Source organism: Microbulbifer sp. THAF38 (assembly GCF_009363535.1).
Lineage (GTDB): Bacteria > Pseudomonadota > Gammaproteobacteria > Pseudomonadales > Cellvibrionaceae > Microbulbifer.
Genome location: NZ_CP045369.1, coordinates 126,875 through 152,058, shown reverse-complemented (window position 1 = coordinate 152,058; position 25,184 = coordinate 126,875). Strand labels below are relative to the sequence as shown.

Sequence of the window (25,184 nt, the reverse complement as noted above, 5' to 3'; positions counted from 1 at the left end):
TTACCCCCGGCTCTCGCAGGGCGCGCTGGTAAAGCGCACATGGGGGATAAAATTGCAGGGCTTATGGCGGGCATCCAGCTGCTCCAGCAATATGCCTTCCCAAGCCGTGCGGCAGGCTCCGGTGGAGCCGGGCACACAACAGATCAGTGTGCGATTCGCCAGGCCGGCGAGCGCGCGGGATTGCACGGTGGAGCTGCCGATATCCCCCAGGGAAATATGGCGGAACAGCTCGCCAAAGCCGTCGACGGTTTTATCAAACAGCGGGCTCAGGGCCTCTGGCGTGGAGTCGCGATCGGTAAAACCGGTACCACCGGTCACCAATACCACCTGCACTTTCGGATCGGCAATCCAGGCGGAGACCACCGCGCGCATCTGGTAAACATCGTCCGGGGTTATGCGCTTATCTGCGAGCTGATGGCCGGCAGTTTTGAGGGCTTCCACCAGGTACTGGCCAGAGGTATCAGTCTGCTCGTTGCGGGTATCGGATACGGTAAGTACCGCGATATTGAGCGGTACAAATTCTTTGCTAGCGTGTGCGGACATAATCAGTGGTCTCTCAAAAAACTGTTTTCTGGAGTTTTATCCGGCGTACTCAAGCCGAGATAATCTGCCGGCGTATTGATATTGCGATGCCAATCGCCAGCACTTTTTATGGGTATGGATTTGGCCCCCAGGTGACGCAGCAGCGCGCCGACAGAATTGCGCGCACTGCCCTCAACGGCGCGGCGCAAATAATCCAGGCAGTCGCCATTTAATGGCAGCCACAGGGGAAAAAAGAAGTTTTCAAAATAACAGGGCCGGCCATTTGCCTGCCCCTCGGCCAATAACTCTGCGAGGTGCTCCCGCCCGAGCAGGGGCATATCTACCGGAATCACCAGGGCCGCATCGGCACCGGTTGCCAGGGCTACCGAATAAAGGCCACCCAGTGGGCCACGCTCTGGCACCAGGTCTTCAATCGCTCCGGGGCGGGCGCCGCTGGTGACAACTTTTTCCAGTGGAAGCTCACTCAGCAATGCCTCGGCATGCTGCAAAAAATTGCCCCGTTGGGGGTGGGCTAGCAGTGCCTTATCGCGGCCCATCCGGCTGGAGCGGCCGCCGGCTAGCACCACGCCGATTGTCGATTTGCCAACGAAAGTCCTGGCCATAAACCTAGCCCCCCAGCATCGCCAGGTTGCGGGTGGCGCCGGTAAAACCTTCGTGCAGCTGGTGGCCAGCGGTCTTATCGACAATCAACTCGCGGATATGTGCCGCCAATGCGTCACTATCGCCAGCGGCGATTATCTCGCGCATATCAAAGCCCTGATCGGCGAACAGGCACAGGTGCAGCTTGCCTTGGGCCGATACCCGCAGGCGGTTGCAGCTTGCGCAAAAGTCTTTGCCGTAAGGGGTAATCAAGCCGATACGGCCGGCGTAATCCGGGTGAAAATACTCCCGCGCCGGGCCGGCATCGCGAGCGCGAGCGACCTGCTGCCAACCATCGCGCAATAACAGGGATTCAATATCATTGCCGGAGACATGATTACTGGCGAAAAACTCGCGGTTATCGCCGGTGCGCATTAACTCGATAAAGCGCAGGGTCACCGGGGTTTCCCGAATCCAGGCGAGAAAATTATCCAGCTCGGCCAGGTTGTATTGGCGCAGCAGCACTGCATTGACTTTGGTATCGATTCCCAGGGCCAGGGCACGATCCAGCCCCACGAGGGCTTTATCGAGACGGTTGTGGCCGGTGATATGGTGGAATTGAGCCGGATCGAGGCTGTCGATACTGACATTCACCTGGTTCAGCCCGGCACGGTGCCAGTCGTCAATCTGGCTCGGCAGGCGGTAACCGTTGGTGGTGATAGCAATGCGGCGAATCTTGTCACTGGCCCGCACCGCTTCGAGCAGCGACACCAGGTCTTTACGCAGGGACGGCTCGCCGCCGGTGAGGCGCACTTTCTCCGTACCCAAAGAGGCGAAAGCGCGCACAAGAGTGCCCACTTCAGCGACTGAGAGAGGATTTTCACCCATCAGGGAACGGTCGCAACCAATACCTTCGGGCAGGCAGTAGTTGCAACGGTAATTGCAAATATCCGTCACGGACAGACGCAGGTAGTAAAACCTACGACCAAAATTGTCTTGTAACATTAAACGCCTTTCCAATGTCGGGAGGCTGTGCAGTTTCCTACCCAACCCTGGTGGCTATTACAGCCACGGTGCCGAAACCATGCAGAAGTACCATTAGGTATTGCTGTTTAGATTGCGGTACTCGGTGTTTAAACGGATGCCAGTGTAACAGGGTATTAAATTTATGCTCGAATAAAATATGCACGCCCTGTGATGAAGCAAAAAAGCTCATTCTTTTTTTATTTGCACCTAAATAATGCAAAAGAAAGGTCGAAACTATAAATTAAAGAAAATTCGAAAACGCGATGAAAGTGCTTACAAAAAATTAGCCATATAAAAAGCAAAACCCCGGCCAATGCCGGGGTTTATCAATATTTATAAGGCAGCTTGTTTCAGGCCAACCTTAGAAGTTAGCGCTCACCATCAACCAAAACTTGTCGGTATCCAGTTTGTACTGATGCGCTTGGTAGGAAGCGTACTTAACTAACAAAGAAATATCTTCAGTGAGATTACGGCCATAGCTCACATTCCATTCATGACCATAATCCGTTGAGTTTTCGTTTGCATCGAAGTTATGGTAGACCATATTCAGCTTGCCTCCAGCGACTTTTACGGCAGCTGAGGCATACAGGTCCTCAATACCATCAGCAGGAGTCGCCAGGAATTGATCGGTATAACCCTGAAACTTATGCAGTGTGGCCAGTGGAGTTTTGAAACCAACGCCGTTATCAGAACCCAGTACTTCATAACCGACTTTAGCACTTAGCAGTCCCTTTTCCGCACCCAGTTCTGCCAGGTAATAGTTTGCGCTGTAGTCTTGTTGGTTATCACCCGTATCGCTCTGACGTGCATAGCTCAGGTTGGCATTCAACAGGCCAAAATCTCCTTCGTAATCCACACCGTAAGTATGGCTTGAATTACTCTTGGCATTTTCCAGGTCGAGGTTATAGGCAAAGCCGCTAATCTTATGCCCCTCGACCAGCGGATAACTGGCGTGCAGTAATTGAATATTGCCTTCAAATTCGGCGTTCGCGCTGTCCTCACCGAAAATACGGTTCACATTGTAAATGTAGCTGTAGTCCAGCTGCAGGCTGTCAGCACTGCCATACTGGTAGCGCACACCATCGTAGGTCTGCTCATTCTGTCTCCAGCCAACCCCACCGACGAAGCGCTGGTTATCCAGATTGATGCGCTGGCGACCAGCAGTAATTACAGAGTTCACACCGTTATAGCGAACGTAGGCCTGGTTAACCTCGGTACCATCCGGATCAGCAACCACCGGATAATTGGTTTTATCGTTGACGGTGGAGTTGTAATTGTCATTGCCAACAGCAGTAACATCATCCAACTCTAGAAAACCACTAAAGCCATGGTAACTACCACTTAGCCAGTTAAGGCGAGTTCTCAGAGTAGATGCTGTAGCATCCCCATTAATGCCATCCTGATCAAAATCTTCCTGGTCGACAATCTCTACGCGATAGCGGAGATTTAAGTGCGCCTCACCGGATTTCAGGGCATCGGCAAGAGTGGCATTTTCACCCTCCTGTGCAGCAGCCTGCAATGCGACAGTGCTACAGGCCCCCAACAGTAGAGTACCGAAAATTTTTGGAAATCTGGAAATGGTCATTACGTTTTTCCTTAGTAACAACGGAGTGAACAGAGACAAATTACAATTTTTCAGGCGTGGTTGAAACCACAGTTTTTTTCAGTAGAAAAAATAATACTTCCTGCCCGCCTACACACACAGAATTCTAGATTGGTAGTTGGCACTACCTAGCAGGCAAAGCCGCAAAGTGACTCGCATCCTCATGCAAAAAATTATTTTGCCGGCGAAGTCAAACACTGTTGAGAGTGCTCCATCAGAATTGCCAGGTTCATTACCTACAGACAAACTTACTGCACACCGCAGAGCAACATAAACGCCGAATTCTGAATATTCACTGAATCCTGTGCGACACCAATCACCAACACCAGTAACCTCAGGGTAAACAACTCAATGCCTACCTCAGTTTTATTCGTTACTGGCTCGATACTGACACCGTCCTTAGATGCACATCCCGTTCCACCCCTTGAATCGTCATACTGGCACCAATAAAAGGCATAGCGGTCAGGGCCAGCAGCACTCTAAAGCACGCGGTGAACTGGACAAGGTCACAAACCGTGGTGTCAGCGCCATCGCCCCCTGAGCAAATACTTCGTACACCGTCAGGTAGTCATTAGGCCGGCCAGTAAAAACTCGATAAAACTGCCGAAGACACAATGGTAATAGAGCTCATCACGCCGCATCTTGATCTGCATCAGTGCACTTAGATAGTGACGAGTTTTCACCAGCTAGCGACTTCGTCTATAACGTGTGTCTTTAGGCACAAAGAATTCGAATAACACCACTATGAACGCTATGCCCTACGTAAATTGGTCGTATCCACTCTCGCCCCAGCCAGTCTTTTATCTGTAACACCAGGAAGATGCGCCCCTTTTCTTACTGGAAACCCTTGAAGCTTTGCGTCTAGTGAAGACCGGCTTGCAAGTGGATTACGGCCAGCTCAGCCTGGCTAAGGACGATGTGCTGCTAATTACCAGCGACGGCGTGCACGACTTTATCAAGCAGGACTTGCTGCGCGAGCTGCTGGCAGATACACAAACAAGCGAACAGGAAACTGCGGAAACCCTGGTGCGCCTCGCCGAGGAAAACGGCAGTGACTATAACCTCTCCGCATTAGTGGTTAAGGTAAAAGCATTGCCACAAACCACCCTGGACGACTACAGCCGCCAGCTTACCCGCCTACCCTTTCCGCCAGAGTTGGAACCGGGCATGGTATTGGATGGCTACCAGGTGGAACGGGAGCTGTTCTCCTCCCAGCGCAGCCAACTGTACCTGGTGCGCGACAGTGCTACCGGCGAAATCCTGGTAATGAAAACCCCCTCGGTAAATTACGAGGACGATATCCACTATATCGACCGCTTTATTCAGGAGGAGTGGATAGGCCTATTCGCAGTCCCCAAGTGGTGTGCCTGCACCGCCAGACCCGCCCGCGCACCGTGCTCTATTACCTGATGGAGTATGTACAGGGCAGCATCCTGGAGCAGTGGATCACCAATAACCGCTTTCCCAAACCGGCGGAGGCATTTCGACTCCTTAAGGAGATTGCCACCGGGCTACAGGCCTTCCACGATCAGGAAACCATTCACCAGAATTTGCGCCCGGCCAATATCATGATCGACGGCGACGGGCGGGTAAAAATTATCGACTTCGACTCAGTCTATGTGGCCGGCAGTGCCGAGATTTTCCGCCCCTAGAACACCCAGAAGCACCCGGAAGCACTGGGCACCGCCAGCTATTCCGACCCCCACTATATCCTCGGGCACAACAGCGGTATTCGCGGCGATATCTATGCCCTCGCCACTATTGCCTACGAAATGTTTACCGGCGAACTGCCCTACGGAGAGGAAATCGAGAACTGCCGCGCCCATGCCGACTTCGAACGCCTGCGCTACCGCACCGCCAGCCAGTTTAATCCCGTAGTCCCCATCTGGTTCGACCGCGCCCTGGAACGCGGATGCAGTATCGACCTGGAACAGCGCTATTCCACGCTTACAGAGTTTATGCGCGACCTCGCTAATCCCAACCCGGATTACTTAAGGGAAGATCCTACTGAAAAAGGGGATGCCTCTTTGTTTTGGAAGATTCTTTGTGGGATTTGGGTGGCTACTTTGTTGGCGGTGGCGGCGTTGTTTTCTTCTAGTGGTTGAGGTTAGATCTTTCGGTATAGTGGTTCCTAGTTACGAACATCCTGGTCCAGTACGTCTTATTGAGTACTCTGCCTCAGCAATGAAATTTAGGCGATATCATCTGTTATACTTTCATTTTGCTGAGTATATACACTGAACATTTCCTGATGAATTATTATATTATTAACATCAAAGATCAAAAAGCATCTAATAGCGCCAGAGAGATCCATTCACAGACTTGAAGATTCCTTACAATTCAAACCCCAATCAAAAAATAACAGGCTATATTACTTCTCAGATAAATCTACTAGAGAAATTTTGTGCCATCCCTAGGTAACCTGATGATTTATTTTTTTCATTTTATTAGAGGCGTATCTGAATTAATGCAATAGAAAATATAATTCATATAATAATTTTCTTTCGGCTCGAAACTGTACATGATAAACAACAATACGCTCAAAGTACCAATACTTTGTGACCCTACACGCAGGAAAGCTCATGAGCAAACTGAAGAAAATAATCGATTTACATTTACAAGAGCAAAGAAACTTAAATAAGGAGTTTCAACTTACTGTAAGAGCATTTGTTTCAAGATTAATTGGATCAATTGTCTACAAATCAAATCAAGAAGATATACGCAGAAATATCGCCACAAGTGGAATCGCTTGGGTAGAATCTATCAATAGTGATCCTGCGATGTCTCGGGAAGTTGAAATTGAAATTCTTGCTAGAAAGCAAGCGAATTCGCATCTAAAGGAACGAAGTGACTTCATCACAACATTATTATGGCTCATGTCCTTTGTTGGGTTAGGTAGTGCTTTGTCATTTACTAATACAAACAATGATCTATTTCCAGCTATAGTAGCTTCGATCGCGTTGATATTTGCATTTTTAGGGGCAACGGAAAAGGTAAATTCACTAAATTCCATAATGGAAAATGAATATATAATTAGTCTTCTAGAAATGTGTAACAAATCAACTAATAGGCATCCGTTAAAGCGCACCTCTTGAGGTGTTATGCCCAGTTTCATTATAATGCAAATCTAAATTTTGGTTCCAGTAAAGCGCTCTACTAATAAATCAACAATTTCCACTTTATCTGCGAAAACGCTCATCCAAATAGACCAAAAGCCCTTAGCAAGGGCCAAGTCAATGATTGTGTCTGGATCAATCAACTCATGATGATATTTATCTAAGTACTTTTCCGCTAACATGTAGACATCCTTTCTTTCACTCCATCTTTTATCTTTGTTGCTATATTTTGGGTGCCCAGGAGTTCGATCTAGACCTACTAACTCGATAAGATTTTTAGCTTTTATTTCATCTACTTCTGACCCTAATACTGCCTGGTTAACACTCACACCTCCATGTCTATCATAGATAAAAATCTTGAAAGTGTTGTGTACAGTTGGGAAAAACATATTCAGAATACTATTAGTGCTCTTAATTGGATTACAGTTCTTGCAGCCAAGTAAAAAATTACGCCATAGTAATTTACGGTTGGGATACGTATTTTTATCTCTGATATGCTCAACATCTATCGCAGAAAAGTAACCTGGTCGTTCACAATAGCTGCAATAACTTCCGAGCGCTGAAATCAATTCATCTTTTGCGCTAGAGTAAGGGTCAAATATATACGAAGATGGTTTGTATTTTGATTTGGTTATAGGTCTCATTACAATTTCCCTAGTTTACGCTCTACTTTCAAGAGAGCAACTAAAACAGGGTCATCCCTAAATTCCATTTCAATTTCATCCAGTTTGTTCTTGACATCTTCAATGGATTCTTCATTTACTGGTCTATCTCCTTTAACAAGTGAGAAATATTTTTCTGATAAATTTAAGTATTTCTGATATTTTGCACTTCTTCTAGGATTCTTAACATCCATTTCATCTTCAACAATTTCTTCAAGTCCTTTTAAGGCCACATTTTCAGAAATAGAGTAGACTCTATTTTCTCCAAACTTTATCAATTCATGATTCTTCGCAGATTGAATAATAAATGGAGAATGGGAAGTGACTATAAACTGAATTTTTGGAAATGTCTGCTTTAGCAAACTAACAACTTGTTTCTGCCAAGATGGATGAAGATGCATATCAATTTCATCAATTAACACAACCCCTTTAGTATCTTTTACGGCTCTAATTGCCAAGTGAGGATTCAGTTTTATTGCTCGATATGCAATATCTCCAGCCAATCGAACAATACTCTTATATCCACTACTCAGCATATCGAAAGAGGTCCAGTTTCCATCATCCATCAAACCCAATACAGTATCATGAGCCCAACTGAAGCGAATCTTTTGCCAAGCTGGGACCATTATACTTATAGCCTCCACAAAAGCATTGTATAGACCCTTATCTTTATTAAACTTCAGAACCTCATCTTCTTCATTTGCAAACCAAGAAATAAACCTTTCCTCAAGTGCTCTTGGATCAAGAGCACTATCATAACCATCAGTCTTTGCAGTTACTTTCTTTTCTATACTCCGTTGAGAACGCTCATTAAAAAGTCGCTCAGTACCGTAATATGCAATCAAAGGCAGATTAGTTTCATCATATTCATTGAACATATTGCTGCACAATGACTTAGCTTCATTAATGAAGCTTGCTGCCTCCTTGTATGTAGTTGAACCACCGGAAACTTTGTCGGTACCTCTGGACCAGAAAAAATCTTTATTATTAAGGGTAATCGATGTCTGAATATTGAATGGCAATTTATAGTTAATTTCAGTTGGTGAAAGCACGCGACGTTTCTCTGAAGACTTAAGTGGTCTTAACTCTATTTTGCTATCATTAGTTGCTTTTCGAGCTCCGATAAAATAAGTTCCAACTACAAACGAAGCAGCATCAAGAATCGATGTCTTTCCGCTCGCATTGTCACCAATTAATATATTAAAATTGGAGTCAAAATTTAGCTCTAAATGCTCAAAGCACTTAAAATTTTGTATTGTAAGTGAATCGATCTTCATATTATTACTCGGCGGCGCTGCATCTGACGAAACTATGCAATATCTTATAGTTGCAGTCTAGTGTAAACAAGTCATGACAATCAATTTATTTGACCTTACACATAACTACTGCTAAACCCCTACAGATTAATAGTGATGGAAATTAACCACCTATCTTCATATTGGAAATAGGTATCTCAAAAAATTAATTGCACCAAAGACAAAGAACTACTCTATAAACTAAAGGAACAATAATTTGCTTGACATTTACCATTATTTAGTCAGAGGCATGGAAAATCAAAAAATCATGTATATTTATAGCTGTAAAAAAATCATTAAATACGAAACCTAACAGATTCCATAAATTTTAAATCAAAAGAAAGTATTGCACTAAAAGTAGAAAAACAATGGTGTCATATTTTCACAAAATATAATACTCCCATCATCAAGTAACACTATAGGAAAACCTGTTAAATTACCAATTCTGATACTTCCTGGTTTATAACCACAAATAATTTACTCCAAGAATTTACCAGTATTATGTTGTGCGCAAACTTTAATTTATCAAAATACAAGCATGGTAAATTAAACAACAATGGGCCAAGAAAGTAACATATAAAAAAATTTACATTCTACAATTCTTACAAACTTAAATTGTATTAAAAAATACCATGGCTTATCAGGTATAACCTATTGCGAACCAGTAAATAATAAGTACCAAATTAACTAACATCGTATAAATAATTTTCTTAAAGTAATTACAAGTCCTTTAGTATGAACTTCATTAAATTCTGAAATTTATTTAATCTATTAGCTCTAATAGATTAAATTCCATGGAATTTTAGCTACCCCAAACTCAGATCAAGGAATTCTTTTACTATGATCCGTATACAAGACCACGACTGCAATAAAGTCCTCAGCGATTTTTTTTACCCGAAGCCAGCCCCTTCTGAAGACGTATATATATTTCCTCACGGTGAACCGATAGAGATTTAGGAGCGCGTATCCCAATCTTCACCTGATTCCCCTTAACTTCCAATACTGTGACTGAAACATTGGTTCCAATCCTTAAGTTTTCACCAGTCCGGCGCTTTAAGATCAACATATTTATTTCCTACTGATACTCAAACCATGGGTAAACCCTCCGTGGTGGAAGGCTGAGAAAGTAACGTTGTGAGGAAATACGGGGTGGTGCGCGGGAACGGTAGGCATAGAAGAAGAAAAGGCAGACACAACGCTCCCAGAGCTTGGGGAATCGCTCCAAGCCGCTGGATGTACTCCACTTTATTGAAGACGAGCGGGTTTCTAGCGTATGATCCATATAGCCATTTTGATAGGTGGTTTATCAATTTGGTCAGCTGGCCCCTGGTGTTGCTGCACCTTGGGTCAGCGCCTTTTACTGTCTCTTACGTCACGCTACCGTTCTCCTTTGAGAAGATGGTTCTTTAGAAAACTCTTAGAGGTCTTGATTCTCTCGAATCCCTTTGGTCTTTGGTCATCGACCTACAAAAGGCCACCCAATTCCGGCAAAATACCAATAAATATCTATCGATTTTACGCAGCTTTGACACTAAAACAAACTGAATAAAATCCAATAAGATCATTTTTGTGCCTATATTTTTATGCTCCTTAGCTTAGATAATTTGCGTTATCCATAAGAGTGATGGTTTAGGTGGTTATTCTTTATTCGCTTTCACATGAGAAATAAAAGCAATTAATCATAAAACCACCACTCCGTGTGTCATTCTTGTGTCGATAGAAAATATCCCAATAGCCTGGGTATTGCAGTGAGACACGAAGGATTGTCTCTCTTTAGTCGCGATGCCGTTTTCATAAAGTCTTTAAAATTCCATTTAATCGGTACACTTGTTCCTATCTCTGCACAGGTGTTTTTTCGCCTGTACTGGATAACTTACCGATTGATATATCGGTTCTAAGTATAGTTGTTTGCCATTTTGACATTGGTCGACAAATGATATGATCCAGCTTCAGTTGAGCACACTATTAAAGCTCTTTGGCAGGAAAGCATGAACTATAGAAATCTACTGTTAAAAAGAGGGTTTGGTTTCCATTAGCAACTCATAGCTAATGGAGATCCATATGGGGTATTTTCGACACCCTAAAACCATGAACGAGATGAAGCAATACTATGCTTCGTTGGAAAATGAACTAGAGATCCCAATAAAGATTAGAAACCGTCGTCAACCAAAATGTTTACCAAACGCTTGGGACGACTATTTTCCAAGCAATATCTCTAATCGTAATTGGAAGCTTTTTCGAAGGAACCAGTGGAAGGGATAGTTATCCACTTTAACAGGACGCTCCTGCTGAAAATCATAAGCCCCAGCTTTGACTCTACTTATGTTTTCAGCAGAGCTTGGTGCTGTATACAACCATGGTTCAAATTTCGACAACAGCCACCTTGGGCACCATGAACTGTCCGAGTAAATCTAAAAACTGGATCAAACTTTGCGGCATCTTACCAACTAAGAGAAAATAGCTCTTTGAATATAGTGGAAATATTTTGAATTAAGTATAGGAAATACTATGGAAGATTTAACTTTTCACAATTACCCTTCTGTTATTGGATACTACCAAGCGCTCAGAGAAGAGGTTTGGTCTATTACACAGGAATCATGGCCTCAGTCATCAATAAAGGGTATTAGTTTGAAGACAGCAAGACTGGCTGACTCTTGGAAAGAGATGAGAGGAGCAAATCTAAGATCTTCGAGAGCCAGTTGGGACTGGGAGCCAGAATTTAATGCATATCAGAAGAAGCCAAAAAGATATGAAATGTCAGTTTGGTATGAGAATCAACTTTGTGGGCTTTGTTATGGCTTTGCATCCAAGCATGGCACAAAGGTAAGAATGAATCTTATAGAATCCACACCGGTAAGACCAAATCCTTTGGGCGAAGGTGTCTTTCCAATATTATCTTTTGGAGCTACGGTTTATGCCAACTTAATTAGTGCTGACGAGGTTTGGGTGTTAGACCCAGTAAAAGGTGCAATTGATTACTACGAAAGCCAAGGATTTTCAGCGCCTGAGATTTACCACGGAAAAAGAGTCGGAATGAAAAAATTATGAGTGGCTATAAATTCTCACAAGAAGAGAAAGACCGAATCAATAAGATTCGATCAAAGATGAAGAAACATGCTGAAGAAGTGAAAAAGAAATCAAAGGATACAACAATAGAAGAACCATCGGGAAAACAAACAAATCCAACTGAGATTGACCGTATGAGAGATCGAAAAAATGACGATTAAAGACAACCAGATTAGCAAGGAAGATATTAGAAAGTTTGTTGAGAAAAACAAATCTAAAATATTGAAAGAAGCTAAAGAGGTTGAAACAGCCATAAAGTCAAATAGATTAAAGAACCAGCAGAAATTATGAATCTTATACATAGTAGCTCTAGTTAATCGAGAAATAGAAGAGGCTGAATCTTCTGGACCACCTTTAAATCCGGTAAGATCTAAGGATTGATTTTATAGCTAGCTATCGCAAAGGTTAGAATCTGTTTCTTATCCATGATTACTTATAAATTTCCTGAAGAAAAAGAATACGCGGAATTCTACGCGAAAAAGTTAGATGATGAACTTAGCCTGCAATTCCTTCAAAATGGCATTATTTTAAATAAGTCTCAAGCCGAGCATATCTGTCGTTTCTTTTGGGCTATGGTAGATGCATCAATTGAGGACGAAAATAACGGAGTAAAGCTTCAATGGAATGAAGGAGCTGAATTTTGGAACGAAAAAATAATGAACTCCATTTCGGCACACCTTGAAGCCTTAGGCTATGAAGAAGAGTGGGAAAACGAAGTCGATAAGCAATAGGCATAGCTAGGAAGGATAGAGCGCGCGCAGCCACGATCTATCCAGATGATGAACGCCATCAGCCCATCAAGACGACAGCGTCTATGGGTATTAATGATCTTCAGAACAATCAAAACCTTGACGATATATGCGCTAACTAAATGAAGAAGATAGTGATATCATTTTTAGTGAAGTTAATTTTTTATACGCTGTGAACATCAAATGGAAAAGCGCAAGAAATTACTGTGGTTCAGCCTTCTTACTGTCTCTCTAATTGGAATCGGATTCATACTTGGCATGTTTGGCAGTGCCCTAAAGCCTCCAGCAAATGCTGGTGAACTATCTCCTAGTATTGATATAGCTGACCTGGAGCCGGGTGAAATACTTACTCGGGATGTAAATTATGAGGCGGGAGGGAAGTGGGGCTTTAGATACATAATTTATAAAAACTATGAGTCCGAAATCACAGTTTTTGGCGTTCCCCTCAGAGAAGGCATGGTAAATATGCCAGATATAAAGTGGTGGAGGTGGGGCACAGAATGTAGGAATTTTGGGCCAACCATGAAAAACGGTAAGGTAGTCCCACAAAGCCAGTTCAAATGTCATGATCACGAATTAAATACGTGGTTCGCCAAAGAAAATGTCTGGGATCTTGATGGAAATAACCTCGGCAAATATACAGAAGACATGGAAAGAGTAAGATTTTCAATAAAAGGCTTTGACCTTATACTACATATGTATTATTAGAAAATAAATCTACCCAGTCTGTCATAGAGCTTTTTAATGTCTGACCCGCTTCATTATGAGAGAAGTACAATTAAAATCTAATATGGGAAGAACAAATTATTTAGTATGTAGACTTAGTATCGCGATGCTATGTGGGTTCATCTCATATTTGCTGGTAGCGACCTTTCCAGCCCTTATTGCTCCAGAATTAGCAAATTTTTATGGAACACTAGGTCTGTATTTTCTCTATACAGCCGTTGCTCAGTTAGTAGGGTTGTTATTTTAGCCAGTAGCTACTAAATAAGACTTGAAAGCTAGACAGTTCACTTCCTCTATCTACATCAACAATACTTTATAGGCAAAGCTTAAACTCCTGTGTCAACTTTTTAAGTAAGTAAATAAAAGTAATCGCCTCGGTATCTGAGCAGCAGGCAATAGCAAAATTGGCAGAGTTCCAAGAAGAAAAGTTCTCTATGTCTGGAAAGTACATGGAAGCACAATCTTTTTGGAGTTGGGAGAGTTGACGCAATCGAAACGAAGAAATAACCCTTCCGGAGATCAAGCAAGAATACTCTATAGGTCATGGCGATTGAAAGAAAAGATTCAATATTATTGGGAAGCTGGAGTAGTTAAAATGAGTTCGACCAGTTTCCAGTATTACTTGTCGGTAGAAAGATAGTGTGGATAAATTTCCTGGCCTATTCTCTGAACTAAAAATATCACGGGCTAAAAACAGTTCACATTATTGAGATGTATTCACAGATGGTATGATATAGATTCCTTAGAATTCAGTTCTAGAACAGTGAACTACAGACTATTGAATAATGCTTAAGCTCTAATAAAAGGATATCGTATGGGTGGTGTAATAAGTACCCCAAAGAAAAGCAACAGTAATTTACGTGAAGAGATGGATAAGAAAGAAAATAAAAATAGTCTGTCTGAATATCTTGTTGGTAGAAAAGATACAATAGACTACACGATAACTGAAATCTATGCTCGAGAAAAAGAATTTATTATTTTCGGGTCGAAAGGAGATTCTGGCTTTCATCATTTTAAAATCACTTTTGATACTATTAACGAATATGATGAAGTGTTAACTAAGAATTTTCAGTGCGTTGAAGATAAGTTCAGAGAGTTAATATTATATTTAGATAAAGTCAATGCGGATGCCTCATATAAGGTCCGTGCATCAAATGCTATTTTGATAGCAATTAGGGGAAATATAACTGAGGCAAAAACTCTTTTTGAAAAAACAAAATCTGATGCACAGAAAGAATATAGAGGACCTAGAAGATTATATTATATGCTTGGCGCATTCATTCCGGCTTTTGCTTTATTTATCTTAGCTCTGTCAGTCTACCTATTTCAACCAAAATTAATATTGAATGTTAACCCAAAACTTTCAACAATTATATACGCCATTGCATTCGCATGTTTTGGAGGAATAACTTCTATTATCGAAAACATTTATCAAATTTCCACAAAATATACTTTTGGAAATTGGATATATGCCACCTGTGGATTTATTCGTCTAACATTTTCAATATTTGCGGGAATAATTGCATGTATGCTGTTTTTATATGGCCTACCTTCTTTAATGCCTCAAGTTGATAATGTTCCTGTATTTTTTTTATTAGTGCTAAGCTATTTCTTAGGTTCAAAAGAAAAATTAATCCCAAATCCTATGAATAGATCTAAGACTTCTGCATAGAATTAAATAAAACAACATCAGGCATTGACTAGTTTTTTAATAGGATTGTAATTAAGTTAATGTTTAACCATCAATATCCTGACCTTAGAGATTAATACGGAGCTTGAAAAATGAACAGACATGCAAAAATTGTGGTTATGAGCTTGTTATTCTCAATGACAGAAGGCGTACACGCCAAAAAGATAATTTTAGAACCAGAATCTTGGTCTTTCCCCGAAGTTGTTGAACATGCGAGAAAAATAAATACGAACAATATCGAAGGTAAACCATTCAATCGATTTGGTTTAGTATACACATCTGAAGAAGTTTCCTCTCTGAAATTATCTGCTTTGTCAGCACAAGATCTCCAAAAATATGCGGATATTGTTACCCACGCATATCCCGATGCAGTGGCGAAACACCTTCCTTCTCAATGTGGCGCATTACCTTTAGATAAGATAAATGAAACAGCTGTAGCTGGAATAGCATATGTTTCTATCAATGCCATTCAAAAAAATACTAGAAACAAGGCAATCAAATGTTTAGCTGAACTCCAAAGTAGATTTGCAGAGATAGACAGATAAAATATAAACCTCCATTTAAAGGCAATTGTGGTCAAGCTACTGATGAGTACGCTAGTATAGATTATGAAAAGATATGGCTATAAATTTACCAAGGATGATGGTGGTCTTTCCAGATTAAGCGGACTTAGATTCTTTATCGGGCTGTGTGCTTTTTTCAGCACAATTACTAGCTTGATTTTCTCTGGTGAGAGCCAATTAAAGTTATATTTGGCATCACTGTTCGCTTTCTGGCTTGCGGCATTCTTGGCCGAAGTTGTCCCCAAAGTAAGATCCTACCCAGTTTTATTTTCCGCAATAACGGCAAGTATAATTTTCTGGATTGATCCGAGAAATGTTTTTATAGTCCGTCAGTGTGAAAACTGGCAGTGTGTTGATATTGAAAATTTGAACGGCAAAATAATATATTTAGGATTTTGTGGAATGGTAATAATCGCTGCGCTGTGGTCTTTGCGAAGACAGCCACACTAACGCATTTAAACATCATGCGACGCTTTGGTGCGAAAGTACTAGCTGGATATGACACATCAATCAATTACATAGCTTAGGCACCCTATGATAGCCTATAATTTCTGGACGTACTACTGGGTCAGAAGGAAAGAATACATTGCGCTCAAGACGCGCTGTGAATACATCCCTGTAAGCTCGTAATCAGCATCCATGCCTCATACGGTCCCGAGCGCAATGTATTCTTTCCTTCCCCCTTTTTAGTAAGTTCAAACCAAATCTCTGTGCGACATATACCATCAATAATTGCTGCAAGCCTTATTCCTTCGATAGTACTTTCGTTAATGGCCGGTACGTTAGGATTTTCTAAAATAAACTCAGCCGGCCCAGCATTTATTTTTATTTTTTCAATTCCTATATCACTAGTACACTTGATGATTTATGTACCACTTGCATTAATCATAGAAAGATACTTCGGGCTAAATCTATTCAAGTGCATGTGTCTAGGTTTAATTGTTGGCTCTCTATATCCTGGAATTAATGACTGGCCGTACCCTGATGGCAGTCACATTGGTAAGGTTGAAGGTACTTTAATCGGCATAGATGTAATAAAAGCAGTTAATGGCTATCCAACGCTTTGGGGTTGGTTAATTTATCTAAAGCATGTACTTACAGTAGGTCTCCTATTTGGAGCTACCAGTGGTTTAGGTTACGGCCTCTTATATAGAAAAGATTAACAAGTGACTTTGTATCTGTGCCGGATCAAAAATACCACTTCAATTTATCTACAAATTTTCAGACAATAAAAATATTGAATAACTAAAGGTAGAATCAAACCATTCTGAATGGGCCATATCCATGATTACTATTTATTGCCAGTGGAAAGCTGCCAATAGCTCTTGATAAATCTTCAATGAACTGAGAATTATCTAATTAAGAAACACGGTAAATTCTCAACTCCTCCTCTACCCCTCACCATATACATGATAAATCCCCGGTACTAGGCAGCGATCATTCATCCTCATACCCAGGTATCGAATTAGGCTATTGTGAATATCGTAGATCCAGCCATGCAAGCTGAGACGCTTACTGCAGTCTCAGCCCTGCTGTATTATTTTGGTCATGGTCATGTTTTGCAGGTAGTCGCTAGTTATCTGGCTGCGGCATTTTTCGGTGAGGTATTGCATTATTCTCACCTCGATATATTCATATTCTAATGGGCAGCCTTGCTGCTCGCACTATTTCACAAAACCCTGATGTACATAGTAATAGTGATCTTTTTCGCTTCTCGTTCTTCACTAAGGATGAGAAATGAACAATGAAGCAGCTTGAAAGCATGCACAGCAAGGTACTCAGCATTTAGATATTGTAGAAAACTGACAGGGCTTTACTATTACCCGCTGCGACTCACAAAGTTGCACAGCAAGGAAAGATATTCAGTGGCTAAGATTAATAGCCAATCAGGGAAGAAGCGAAGTCAACATGCTGAACCGAATCCGACAGTCTATTGTTTACCGCATCGGCACACTGATGTTACTCACCGTTCTGGTGGCTCTAAGCTCCATGGTAGCGTCCTATGTGATCTCCGATGCGGCCGAGAACGACGCTGCCGCGGTAAACCTTGCAGGCTCACTGCGCGCTATGAGTTATCGGCTCTCGGCCACAGCCCCCTCCGGTAATGTACAGGCAACAGCTGATCTTGCCGACGAGGTCGCTAAGCGCCTAGCACGGGTCCTCAGCATTTCTGACTTCAGCGCCAGTGACAACTTACGTGCCGCACGTAACTATCGCAAAGTGATTGTGAGCTGGGAGCGGGAGATTCGCCCACTGCTGGAATCCATTGCCTCTGGTCGCTTATCCATGGATTCCCTGCAGCTAGCCACCTACCTAGAGCCCTTTATCGGCGATGTCGATACCCTGGTATTTGACTACCAAACCATCGCCGAGGAAAAAATCAGCCTATTGCGCTTGGTGCAGCTGGGCTCACTGTTCGCTATCGTAGTACTTGTCTATCTGTCTCTTTATATTCTGCATCGCTCGGTGGAACTGCCTCTCAAACAACTTACCAGCCGTTCACTGAGCATCGCCCAGGGCAACTTCCATCAACATCGCCTGGAAATCGATAGCGAGGATGAGCTTGGAGTGCTTGCGCGCACCATCAACTACATGAGCGACGAAATCCATGCGACCCATCAACAGCTGGCCAAGCGCGTAGAGCTGAAAACTGAGCAGCTACAAAAGAGCCATGAGGCCTTAGACTTTCAGTACCGCCTGGCACGACGTATCAGCGAGGGGCCTCTAGCCGGCACTGAACTGGGGAAGTGGTTAGAGGAGTTTGCCAATATGGCAGATCTGGATAACCTCGACTTATGCCTTATGACCCCGGACGGCGAGGCACCCTACGAGCACCTGGTAGAGGGAAAAGGATATAACCACTGTGAGAGCTACGAATGCAGAATTTGTGTGAGTAGCTGTGGGCCCTCCGATGAGGGCAGCTTTCACATCCACCGCTTCCCCCTGGAAGTGGATAAACGCAACTATGGTGTGCTGACTTGCACCTTGCCTCAAGGCAAGGATCTGGATGAGGAACAGTTGCAGCGTCTGGCCACATTCGCCGACAGCGTTACCGCCGCCATCGCCATCAACGAGCGGGAGGCCCAGGAACGCCGCGTTGCCCTTCTGGATGAGCGCGCAATCATCGCGCGGGAACTGCACGACTCCCTGGCCCAATCCCTGTCCTACCTAAAAATCCAAGTCACTAGGCTCAGTCACGCCAATCGCAGTGAGCAGGTGAATAAATCCAAGGTGAAGGAGATTATTCACGAGTTAAAAGAGGGCTTGGACTCCTCCTATCGCCAGCTGCGCGAGCTTCTCACCACCTTCAGGCTGCAGATAGGCCCTGGCGGCCTACGCAATATCCTCGAGCAATCCATCCTCGCCTATCGCGAGCAACACCCGCAGATCACTATTCTGCTCGACTATCACCTCAATGAGGTACCACTCACTCCCCACGAGGAAATCCATCTGCTGCAGCTGGTGCGCGAAGCTACCCAGAATGCCGTATACCACTCCCAGGGAGATATGGTGCAAATCAGCTTGATTCAGGCTAAAAACCAATCGCTTAATGTGCGTATCCGCGACAATGGCGTCGGTATCAGCAATGCACCGGAAAAACGCAACCACTTCGGTATGTCAATCATGCAGGAGCGTGCCAGTAACCTGAACGGCAAATTGAATATTCAGCGGCGTGAGGAGGGGGGCACAGAGGTACAGTTTAACTTTATCCCCCTTTATGCCCGAGAGCGGGAATTGGTTTGGAGGGATGCGGGGTGATAGCGCCCCACCTCAACAGCAAGGTCACTGGGTACGAATAAGCAATCCCTGTATCCAGTGTTTTAATTTTAGTGAAAATGCATGTTAATAATTTTTTACGATAACTCCTATTTTCTCGGCTGCCTCCTGTCTGCCTCCTCCCTTACCCTTCGCTTCCTGTCAGTCTGAACATCCATCCTCTGCGGATTTCCTTTGTCCCCCAACATACCCAGTACAAAAATTCTGTCTTCTAAATTGGCCCCAAAGGGTTAACACCTAGTACATATGCTACAAGTACTTATCGCCAGCCACCCATGATCTACACGGATCTTCATAGTAAATAAGTTCACTATTGAGCGTCTGGCATCCAATTTCTCGTGCTGGTAATAACAAGATCGATTCAATATAGAGGAGATATTTATGAGACTCAGTTCATTACCCAAAATCGCTTACTTAATAATGGCGATGTTTTTGCTGGCCTATTCCACTTTCACCACTGCAGATAACCACCATAAAAAAGAAAAAGACTCACCCACTGCCAAACATGGCTCTGGCGAGAAAGCCTGGTCAGATGCGGGAGATGACAAGCGATTTACTATTTTCAAGGCCGACCTGACTACCGCTAACGAAAATATGCTCGGCAAAAAGGTGAACCCGCAAACCCCTAAAGATGCGGGTGGCTACTTTATTGGCGCCTACAATAACCAGACACACATGCTGAGTTTTATGGTTGGTTACAGCCATCTATCACCCGGTGGAGTAGCCATGTCGCATTTCCATATGCAGTGTGCCGGTGCTGGCAAAGAGCCCCCTATTTGTGAGCCAGGCAAAGCGAGCGGTCCGATTATCCAAACTATCTGTGGTATGCCAACAAACCCCGGCATGGTTGCCGACTGGCCCAAGACTAAAACCGATAAGGATAAACACGGACTGGAAAAGAAATGCTCCGAGGGCACCAGTGGATTTATTATGGGTAAATGGATGGTGGAAGAGCCCTATCGAAAAGGACTAATGGATGGGAAGGTCTTCATCAACCTGCACAGTAAACTAGACCCCAAAGGTGAAATCTCTGGATTACTGATGAAAGGTAAATAGTATTCTTTGCCTATCCTCCGGACCCAGTTCTGACAACCCTAGGGGAAGCGGTGATGTCCAACTACACTACATCATTTTTTAGCCCAAGTTCCCGGGAAGATGCTTACAAGGCGGTAACCGAAAAAATGTCCCAGTGGTGGACACCGGTAAGCGCACCCTTCCTAAAGGTGGGCGACATCGCCAAAACCGGTTTTAAGGGGCAGTCTTACTGGGTCTTTCAAGCCAAAATATTGAAGCCCGAGAAATTGATTGAGCTTGAATGCACTGAATCCAATATGGTTTCCGATAATGTAGATAACCCAGAGGAGTGGAAGGGCAGTACTCTGCGATTCGAATTTTCTGAAGAGAATAAGGGAACTCTAATTACATTTACCCATATTGGCCTATCCCCAGAAATGAAATGTTGGGATATGTGTAAAAGTGGCTGGGATTATTACCTTTTTGGTAGCCTTAAGGACTTTTTAAGTGGGAACGGAGGTCACCCAAATACTTATTAGAGATAAACAATCTATATAATTTTTACTGCAAAAAATTACAGATAATTAATTACAGCCGTCAAAATAATTTCTGCTATTGAACCATTTTGCTTGCTTTTAACCTTACAAAAAACTGCTAAAGTGCAGGAAGTCTTCTGTTATCACATGAAATCTAAAAACTTATTCTTTTCAACTATAATTTTACAATAAAACAAACTCTTCAGCATTATATTGAAGTCGGCTTAGGCATATTCTTATAATTACACTACCGTTAAAACAGCTTATTGATTATCCAGCACTCTACCTTTCAAAATAGCAAAAATTTTAAATTTGGTTGAAGTATTACTATGGGCAAGAAAATAACTTTATACTATCACCAGCCGCCTATGGTGAACTGCTGGTTATACTAAAAATTTCTCTATAGAAAATACTGTACATCTTAGTAGTCATAGCTGGTTAAGACAATATGCTTTCAGAGTCTACGCTAGGCTATCAGGCGGGTGAATTTTTGTTAAGAAAAATTATCTCAAAGGATTAGTGACAAAATAAAACTGAACTAATAGCAACTATGAACTTTAATTCAGACTGTATGACTACCCCCACCCAAAAGTTTGGGAGTAGTCAAAGCTCAATTTAGAGGCTTATATTACAGATTATCCAAGGGACTATCTAACGCCCTCAACTCCAAATTCATAACCTCCACATCCTCATGGAAATAACCGCTAACTATCGGTATCCAACCATCACCAGATTCTAAGCGGTGGCATAGCTCATCGACTTCGCAGATAATCCCATCATTATCAACATCTGTACCAGCCATAACACCAAATCCATATTCCGAAGTTGCATCCAGCGGTGATGATTTGTAATGGTAAACACCCAGCTCCGAATCAAAAGTTGCTGTTACACGATCAACAGCTTCACCAGTCTCAAGATTTATAAATTCGACATAAATAGCACCAGCATAGTCACTGGAATCCACTTCTTTATCGATGATTTGTACGGATACTCGTAAATCAAACCTAGTTTCTGTGGAGGCAGTGAAGCTGAGGATACCTGAATAACGACCAACTGATAGGTTACTTGAGTCCACCGCGATTCGATAGCTTCCGAGCCCATTCGATTCCTCGCCCAAATAAGTAACACTCATCCAAGGCTCAGATGAAATAATCTCAGCCACTGAAACACCAGGCTGGTCTGCCAGCAGTTCTACCTCCAATTCTTTTTTGGTCCACAACTCACGTTGATGACCATTCTCGACAAACAGGCGTCCAGCTTGCAAAGTACCAGTCGCACGTGCTTTTGCCGAGGCCACAGCGAGCTCCGCATCAATCTGACCATAGCCATACAAATTGCTTGGCGTAACACCGTAGGAAACCCTAAAATCTGAGACTAACTCATCGAAATCATCAGGAGTCATGGATTTCCATGCCTCCTTCATCAGGGCAACAACACCGGCTACATGGGGAGTGGCCATGGATGTTCCTTGCATCCCCCCGTAGATAAATTCAATTTCTCCACTCCCAATCTCATTCCCAATAGTGCTGATTACACCACCATCAGCAAAGGTGTCACCGCCAGGCGCGGTCAAGTCAACATTGAGACCATAATTAGTGTAGCCTGCCGGGTCACCGCCCTGCCGTGTGGCAGCCACCGTAATAACACCATCAAGGCTAGCCGGTGAATAATTGCTAGCGTCATCACTGGAGTTACCAGCTGCTACAACCACAATGACACCCGCTGCACGAGCCGCGCTCACCGCATCCTGCATGGCCTGGGAATGACCCGATCCTCCCAGGCTCATATTGATTACATCTGCTTTTCGCTCAGGAACTGTACCCGAGTCATTGGCAAGACCAGCTGCGAAATAGATTCCTTGCGCAATGTCGTAATCACTACCTCCCCCATAACCAAGCACTCGCACTGGCATAATCTTGGCATCATAGGCTACGCCAGCAATACCAATAGCATTGTTCGTAGCAGCAGCGATAGTGCCGGCCACATGTGTTCCATGCCAAGAGTCATGAGTGCCATCTGGTGCATCCCCAGGGTCTTCAGGATTGGGATCAATACCGTCACCATCCAACGCCATCCCAGTGTCACTGATCATATCGTAACCAGCTACTAACTGATCCTGCATATCGGGATGTGCCGATAAAATCCCTGTATCTAATACCGCGACTATTGAGCCCGCACCAGTGGATGTACGCCATGCACCCGATAAGGAAATTTGCGGATAGTGCCACATATTCGGGTAGAGAGGATCATTGACAGATTGACGCTGACGAATGCGATTTAACTCTACATACTCAAACTTGCCACTTGCATGCAGTCGCTTTAAGGCATGAATAGTCTCCAATTTTCGTTGCTTATCAGCAGAAACCTGGACCCCGGCGCTATTCAGATGTAAAACTGCTGCATCCGGTTTTGCCCCACCAAATCCGATTGCAGCCTGATTTGCATCTAGTAACAATGGCCGGTCAGTCCCAGTGCTACGCTTGATTGCCCCTAGAGAAGCCAACATCTGCATATCAGAGGTTTTAGCTTCGGGCTTTAAACGAGCCAGAAGTTGGCCTGCAACAAAATTGTCGCTGGTCCTGATTGAATTACTGGATCTATCTATAGTAGGGGAAGAAAACACTCTCAATCGATAAGCCGATGTTCCCGCATATGCATAGGCCGCCAAGTAGTACATGCCATCTTCAGGTACCCTCAGGGTCTCGGTATCTGAAGTACCACTTGAATCTGCTATTAAATAACCTGATTCATTGATCAGATAAAGATCAATATCCGCACTGCCATTTTCCCACTCTTGCATATGAAGAAGAATTTCTTGGTCTTTCTTCAACGTAGCAACATAGAAGTCATATCTATCCAACTCAACACCCGAAGAATTCCTTTTCGGGGAAGATACAAGACCTGAAATCTCACTGATTTCAGAAATTACTTGCGCCTCCTTCATAGAATTATTGGGCACATCCTCAGTATTTGGATCACTAGTATCACTATCCGCAAAAACACCTTGAGCTAAGGATAACTGCCCAAAGGCACTAAACAGCCCATCACTAACTAATAGATTGCTGACATGCTTACTAGTGTTTCCGGTCTGATCATCCACAATTAAGCTGACGGAGTAATTACCGTACTCTTGGTATTCATGTTCTGGCTGGATACCTTCACCTGTTGTACCATCACCAAAATCCCACTTATACAACAGGTCGGTACTTTCCGAATCAGTGCTTTCCGATGCATCGAACAATACCAATCTTGATTTAGGATCTGGCTGGTTGTATGTAAACTTTGCAACAGGCGGCAAATTTTTAAGTGCAATAAACGTCATTTCAGAAGTGGCAGTAGCGCCATCATCATCCGTAACTGTCAGCTGAATCGTATACTCTTTATCAACCTCATCGTATGCATAAAAAGTATATTCAACGTCCTTTCCACTAGCATCACTACCTTCACCATCATCAAAATTCCACTCGTACTTAGTGATACTGCCATCCGTATCACTTGAAGTAGATGCATCAAACTTAACAACTGCAGGCGAAAGCCCAGACTGTGAGGATAAGGTAAAGCTTGCTACAGGAGCTTGGTTAGCTACAGAAACAGCCGTACCACTACCTCCGGCCTCACCATCACCGCCGCCGCCGCCGCCGCTACATGCCGCAGCCATAAGGGCAGCTACGGAAACGGTTAATTTTAAAAGCTTAGACATCATTCAGATAAGTTCCTTTTACTTACATTTTCAACCAAGAGTAAGGCCTACTCTCGTATAGAAAGCTTTAAGTTATTACATCCCATGCGCTAGATGATTAGTTTCACCTCTTCCATCAGGCGGCAATATACTAAACTATTTTTTATTTATGAAAAGACACATAAATCAACCATAGCTAACGAACAGCTCGTCCTTTACCTGAATTTTTCCTTCATTCTTGCTGTATCAATTGCTTTTACTTCCTAATTATTTATAACAAGAACTTTCCAATGATCTTCACCAAGCTTTTCCAGCCGAACATTCGTCCCAGTTAGTTTTTGAATCACTTGAATATTGGTTGGCAAGTACAAACTAGGTTTTAATGCACTAAAACAGCCACCGCTACCAAGTGCCATGGGTAGTATTAATTGTTCGGCCAAGTGCTCACCTACCGGCACACCGGATTTTAAGTACCGATGTATCTTCCCAATCGCTCCTGGGCAACGCGTTCAGTATTTGCGCCTTGCTTCCCCATGGAGTCAAAATTTTAGCTATCTGTT

25 protein-coding genes and 1 riboswitch are annotated in these 25,184 nt (G+C 43.3%); of the genes, 16 read left to right on the top strand and 9 right to left on the bottom strand.

The window, feature by feature from the left end; genetic code table 11:
- The 4 genes from moaB to FIU95_RS00655 all read right to left on the bottom strand — a co-directional run bounded on the left by moaB (position 1) and on the right by FIU95_RS00655 (position 3,733).
- Positions 1-543 carry a molybdenum cofactor biosynthesis protein B gene (gene moaB, locus FIU95_RS00670; protein ID WP_152450539.1) on the bottom strand — a complete coding sequence of 181 codons (543 nt, stop codon included), beginning with the start codon at positions 541-543 and terminating at the stop codon, positions 1-3.
- Positions 544-545: 2 nt separating this feature from the next.
- Positions 546-1,145 (bottom strand): molybdenum cofactor guanylyltransferase, encoded by a 600-nt coding sequence (locus tag FIU95_RS00665; protein WP_152450537.1) that lies wholly within the window; start codon positions 1,143-1,145, stop codon positions 546-548.
- A 4-nt stretch (positions 1,146-1,149) separates the two neighbouring features.
- On the bottom strand, positions 1,150-2,127 hold the full coding sequence (gene moaA / locus FIU95_RS00660; protein WP_152450535.1) for a GTP 3',8-cyclase MoaA: 978 nt from the start codon (positions 2,125-2,127) through the stop codon (positions 1,150-1,152).
- Positions 2,116-2,266, bottom strand: a riboswitch (molybdenum cofactor riboswitch). It overlaps the preceding gene by 12 nt.
- A 243-nt stretch (positions 2,267-2,509) precedes the next feature.
- Positions 2,510-3,733: an alginate export family protein gene (locus FIU95_RS00655; RefSeq protein WP_152450533.1), complete on the bottom strand. Its 1,224-nt coding sequence runs from the start codon at positions 3,731-3,733 to the stop codon at positions 2,510-2,512.
- Between the two features lie 873 nt (positions 3,734-4,606).
- On the opposite strand from FIU95_RS00655, the gene FIU95_RS21050 reads away from it, so the two are divergent.
- The 4 genes from FIU95_RS21050 to FIU95_RS00640 all read left to right on the top strand — a co-directional run bounded on the left by FIU95_RS21050 (position 4,607) and on the right by FIU95_RS00640 (position 6,846).
- Positions 4,607-5,161 carry a PP2C family serine/threonine-protein phosphatase gene (locus FIU95_RS21050; RefSeq protein ID WP_172975290.1) on the top strand — a complete coding sequence of 185 codons (555 nt, stop codon included), beginning with the start codon at positions 4,607-4,609 and terminating at the stop codon, positions 5,159-5,161.
- Positions 5,110-5,403: a protein kinase gene (locus FIU95_RS21045; protein ID WP_172975289.1), complete on the top strand. Its 294-nt coding sequence runs from the start codon at positions 5,110-5,112 to the stop codon at positions 5,401-5,403. Before FIU95_RS21050 ends, FIU95_RS21045 begins: the two co-directional genes overlap by 52 nt.
- A gap of 120 nt (positions 5,404-5,523) precedes the next feature.
- Positions 5,524-5,856, top strand: a complete 333-nt coding sequence (locus tag FIU95_RS00645) for a hypothetical protein (RefSeq protein WP_152450529.1) — start codon at positions 5,524-5,526, stop codon at positions 5,854-5,856.
- Between the two features lie 477 nt (positions 5,857-6,333).
- The gene (locus FIU95_RS00640) at positions 6,334-6,846 is read left to right on the top strand and encodes a hypothetical protein (RefSeq protein ID WP_152450527.1); all 513 of its coding nucleotides are present in this window, start codon (positions 6,334-6,336) and stop codon (positions 6,844-6,846) included.
- Positions 6,847-6,878: 32 nt separating this feature from the next.
- Here FIU95_RS00640 and FIU95_RS00635 read toward each other — a convergent pair whose 3' ends face one another.
- The 3 genes from FIU95_RS00635 to csrA all read right to left on the bottom strand — a co-directional run bounded on the left by FIU95_RS00635 (position 6,879) and on the right by csrA (position 9,890).
- The gene (locus FIU95_RS00635) at positions 6,879-7,511 is read right to left on the bottom strand and encodes an HNH endonuclease (protein WP_152450525.1); all 633 of its coding nucleotides are present in this window, start codon (positions 7,509-7,511) and stop codon (positions 6,879-6,881) included.
- Positions 7,511-8,806 carry an AAA family ATPase gene (locus tag FIU95_RS00630; protein ID WP_152450523.1) on the bottom strand — a complete coding sequence of 432 codons (1,296 nt, stop codon included), beginning with the start codon at positions 8,804-8,806 and terminating at the stop codon, positions 7,511-7,513. Before FIU95_RS00630 ends, FIU95_RS00635 begins: the two co-directional genes overlap by 1 nt.
- Positions 8,807-9,701: 895 nt before the next feature.
- A complete protein-coding gene (gene csrA / locus FIU95_RS00625) occupies positions 9,702-9,890 on the bottom strand; it encodes a carbon storage regulator CsrA (protein WP_152450521.1) in 189 nt (62 codons plus the stop codon).
- A gap of 1,442 nt (positions 9,891-11,332) precedes the next feature.
- Between csrA and FIU95_RS00620 the strand changes: the two genes are divergently transcribed.
- From FIU95_RS00620 to FIU95_RS00570, 12 genes are all read left to right on the top strand, one after another.
- Entirely contained in the window at positions 11,333-11,872 is a 540-nt protein-coding gene (locus FIU95_RS00620) for a hypothetical protein (protein WP_152450519.1), read from the top strand.
- A complete protein-coding gene (locus FIU95_RS00615) occupies positions 11,869-12,051 on the top strand; it encodes a hypothetical protein (RefSeq protein WP_152450517.1) in 183 nt (60 codons plus the stop codon). Before FIU95_RS00620 ends, FIU95_RS00615 begins: the two co-directional genes overlap by 4 nt.
- Complete coding sequence (locus tag FIU95_RS21040) at positions 12,041-12,181, top strand: hypothetical protein (protein WP_172975288.1); 141 nt, start codon at positions 12,041-12,043, stop codon at positions 12,179-12,181. The genes FIU95_RS00615 and FIU95_RS21040 overlap by 11 nt, the downstream gene beginning before the upstream one ends.
- A gap of 134 nt (positions 12,182-12,315) precedes the next feature.
- Complete coding sequence (locus FIU95_RS00610; RefSeq protein WP_152450515.1) at positions 12,316-12,621, top strand: hypothetical protein; 306 nt, start codon at positions 12,316-12,318, stop codon at positions 12,619-12,621.
- A 201-nt stretch (positions 12,622-12,822) separates the two neighbouring features.
- Positions 12,823-13,347 carry a hypothetical protein gene (locus FIU95_RS00605; protein ID WP_152450513.1) on the top strand — a complete coding sequence of 175 codons (525 nt, stop codon included), beginning with the start codon at positions 12,823-12,825 and terminating at the stop codon, positions 13,345-13,347.
- Between the two features lie 832 nt (positions 13,348-14,179).
- Complete coding sequence (locus FIU95_RS00600; RefSeq protein ID WP_152450511.1) at positions 14,180-15,037, top strand: hypothetical protein; 858 nt, start codon at positions 14,180-14,182, stop codon at positions 15,035-15,037.
- Positions 15,038-15,147: 110 nt separating this feature from the next.
- On the top strand, positions 15,148-15,600 hold the full coding sequence (locus FIU95_RS00595) for a hypothetical protein (RefSeq protein ID WP_152450509.1): 453 nt from the start codon (positions 15,148-15,150) through the stop codon (positions 15,598-15,600).
- Positions 15,601-15,663: 63 nt separating this feature from the next.
- A complete protein-coding gene (locus FIU95_RS00590) occupies positions 15,664-16,068 on the top strand; it encodes a hypothetical protein (protein ID WP_152450507.1) in 405 nt (134 codons plus the stop codon).
- A gap of 320 nt (positions 16,069-16,388) precedes the next feature.
- On the top strand, positions 16,389-16,781 hold the full coding sequence (locus FIU95_RS00585; RefSeq protein WP_152450504.1) for a hypothetical protein: 393 nt from the start codon (positions 16,389-16,391) through the stop codon (positions 16,779-16,781).
- 745 nt (positions 16,782-17,526) lie between these two features.
- Positions 17,527-19,377 (top strand): histidine kinase, encoded by a 1,851-nt coding sequence (locus tag FIU95_RS00580; protein ID WP_152450502.1) that lies wholly within the window; start codon positions 17,527-17,529, stop codon positions 19,375-19,377.
- 399 nt (positions 19,378-19,776) lie between these two features.
- A complete protein-coding gene (locus tag FIU95_RS00575) occupies positions 19,777-20,451 on the top strand; it encodes a CHRD domain-containing protein (RefSeq protein WP_152450499.1) in 675 nt (224 codons plus the stop codon).
- Between the two features lie 53 nt (positions 20,452-20,504).
- Entirely contained in the window at positions 20,505-20,948 is a 444-nt protein-coding gene (locus FIU95_RS00570) for an SRPBCC domain-containing protein (RefSeq protein ID WP_152450496.1), read from the top strand.
- Between the two features lie 625 nt (positions 20,949-21,573).
- Here FIU95_RS00570 and FIU95_RS00565 read toward each other — a convergent pair.
- Positions 21,574-24,648: a S8 family serine peptidase gene (locus FIU95_RS00565; RefSeq protein WP_152450494.1), complete on the bottom strand. Its 3,075-nt coding sequence runs from the start codon at positions 24,646-24,648 to the stop codon at positions 21,574-21,576.
- Between the two features lie 239 nt (positions 24,649-24,887).
- Positions 24,888-25,064 (bottom strand): RNA 3'-terminal phosphate cyclase, encoded by a 177-nt coding sequence (locus FIU95_RS00560; RefSeq protein WP_152450491.1) that lies wholly within the window; start codon positions 25,062-25,064, stop codon positions 24,888-24,890.
- Positions 25,065-25,184: the final 120 nt, after the last annotated feature.

Coding starts and splice junctions, on each gene's coding strand:
- moaB (WP_152450539.1), bottom strand. CDS start 543: ATGTCCGCACACGCTAGCAAAGAATTTGTACCGCTCAATATCGCGGTA.
- FIU95_RS00665 (WP_152450537.1), bottom strand. CDS start 1,145: ATGGCCAGGACTTTCGTTGGCAAATCGACAATCGGCGTGGTGCTAGCC.
- moaA (WP_152450535.1), bottom strand. CDS start 2,127: ATGTTACAAGACAATTTTGGTCGTAGGTTTTACTACCTGCGTCTGTCC.
- FIU95_RS00655 (WP_152450533.1), bottom strand. CDS start 3,733: ATGACCATTTCCAGATTTCCAAAAATTTTCGGTACTCTACTGTTGGGG.
- FIU95_RS00645 (WP_152450529.1), top strand. CDS start 5,524: ATGTTTACCGGCGAACTGCCCTACGGAGAGGAAATCGAGAACTGCCGC.
- FIU95_RS00640 (WP_152450527.1), top strand. CDS start 6,334: ATGAGCAAACTGAAGAAAATAATCGATTTACATTTACAAGAGCAAAGA.
- FIU95_RS00635 (WP_152450525.1), bottom strand. CDS start 7,511: ATGAGACCTATAACCAAATCAAAATACAAACCATCTTCGTATATATTT.
- FIU95_RS00630 (WP_152450523.1), bottom strand. CDS start 8,806: ATGAAGATCGATTCACTTACAATACAAAATTTTAAGTGCTTTGAGCAT.
- csrA (WP_152450521.1), bottom strand. CDS start 9,890: ATGTTGATCTTAAAGCGCCGGACTGGTGAAAACTTAAGGATTGGAACC.
- FIU95_RS00620 (WP_152450519.1), top strand. CDS start 11,333: ATGGAAGATTTAACTTTTCACAATTACCCTTCTGTTATTGGATACTAC.
- FIU95_RS00615 (WP_152450517.1), top strand. CDS start 11,869: ATGAGTGGCTATAAATTCTCACAAGAAGAGAAAGACCGAATCAATAAG.
- FIU95_RS21040 (WP_172975288.1), top strand. CDS start 12,041: ATGACGATTAAAGACAACCAGATTAGCAAGGAAGATATTAGAAAGTTT.
- FIU95_RS00610 (WP_152450515.1), top strand. CDS start 12,316: ATGATTACTTATAAATTTCCTGAAGAAAAAGAATACGCGGAATTCTAC.
- FIU95_RS00605 (WP_152450513.1), top strand. CDS start 12,823: ATGGAAAAGCGCAAGAAATTACTGTGGTTCAGCCTTCTTACTGTCTCT.
- FIU95_RS00600 (WP_152450511.1), top strand. CDS start 14,180: ATGGGTGGTGTAATAAGTACCCCAAAGAAAAGCAACAGTAATTTACGT.
- FIU95_RS00595 (WP_152450509.1), top strand. CDS start 15,148: ATGAACAGACATGCAAAAATTGTGGTTATGAGCTTGTTATTCTCAATG.
- FIU95_RS00590 (WP_152450507.1), top strand. CDS start 15,664: ATGAAAAGATATGGCTATAAATTTACCAAGGATGATGGTGGTCTTTCC.
- FIU95_RS00585 (WP_152450504.1), top strand. CDS start 16,389: ATGGCCGGTACGTTAGGATTTTCTAAAATAAACTCAGCCGGCCCAGCA.
- FIU95_RS00580 (WP_152450502.1), top strand. CDS start 17,527: ATGCTGAACCGAATCCGACAGTCTATTGTTTACCGCATCGGCACACTG.
- FIU95_RS00575 (WP_152450499.1), top strand. CDS start 19,777: ATGAGACTCAGTTCATTACCCAAAATCGCTTACTTAATAATGGCGATG.
- FIU95_RS00570 (WP_152450496.1), top strand. CDS start 20,505: ATGTCCAACTACACTACATCATTTTTTAGCCCAAGTTCCCGGGAAGAT.
- FIU95_RS00565 (WP_152450494.1), bottom strand. CDS start 24,648: ATGATGTCTAAGCTTTTAAAATTAACCGTTTCCGTAGCTGCCCTTATG.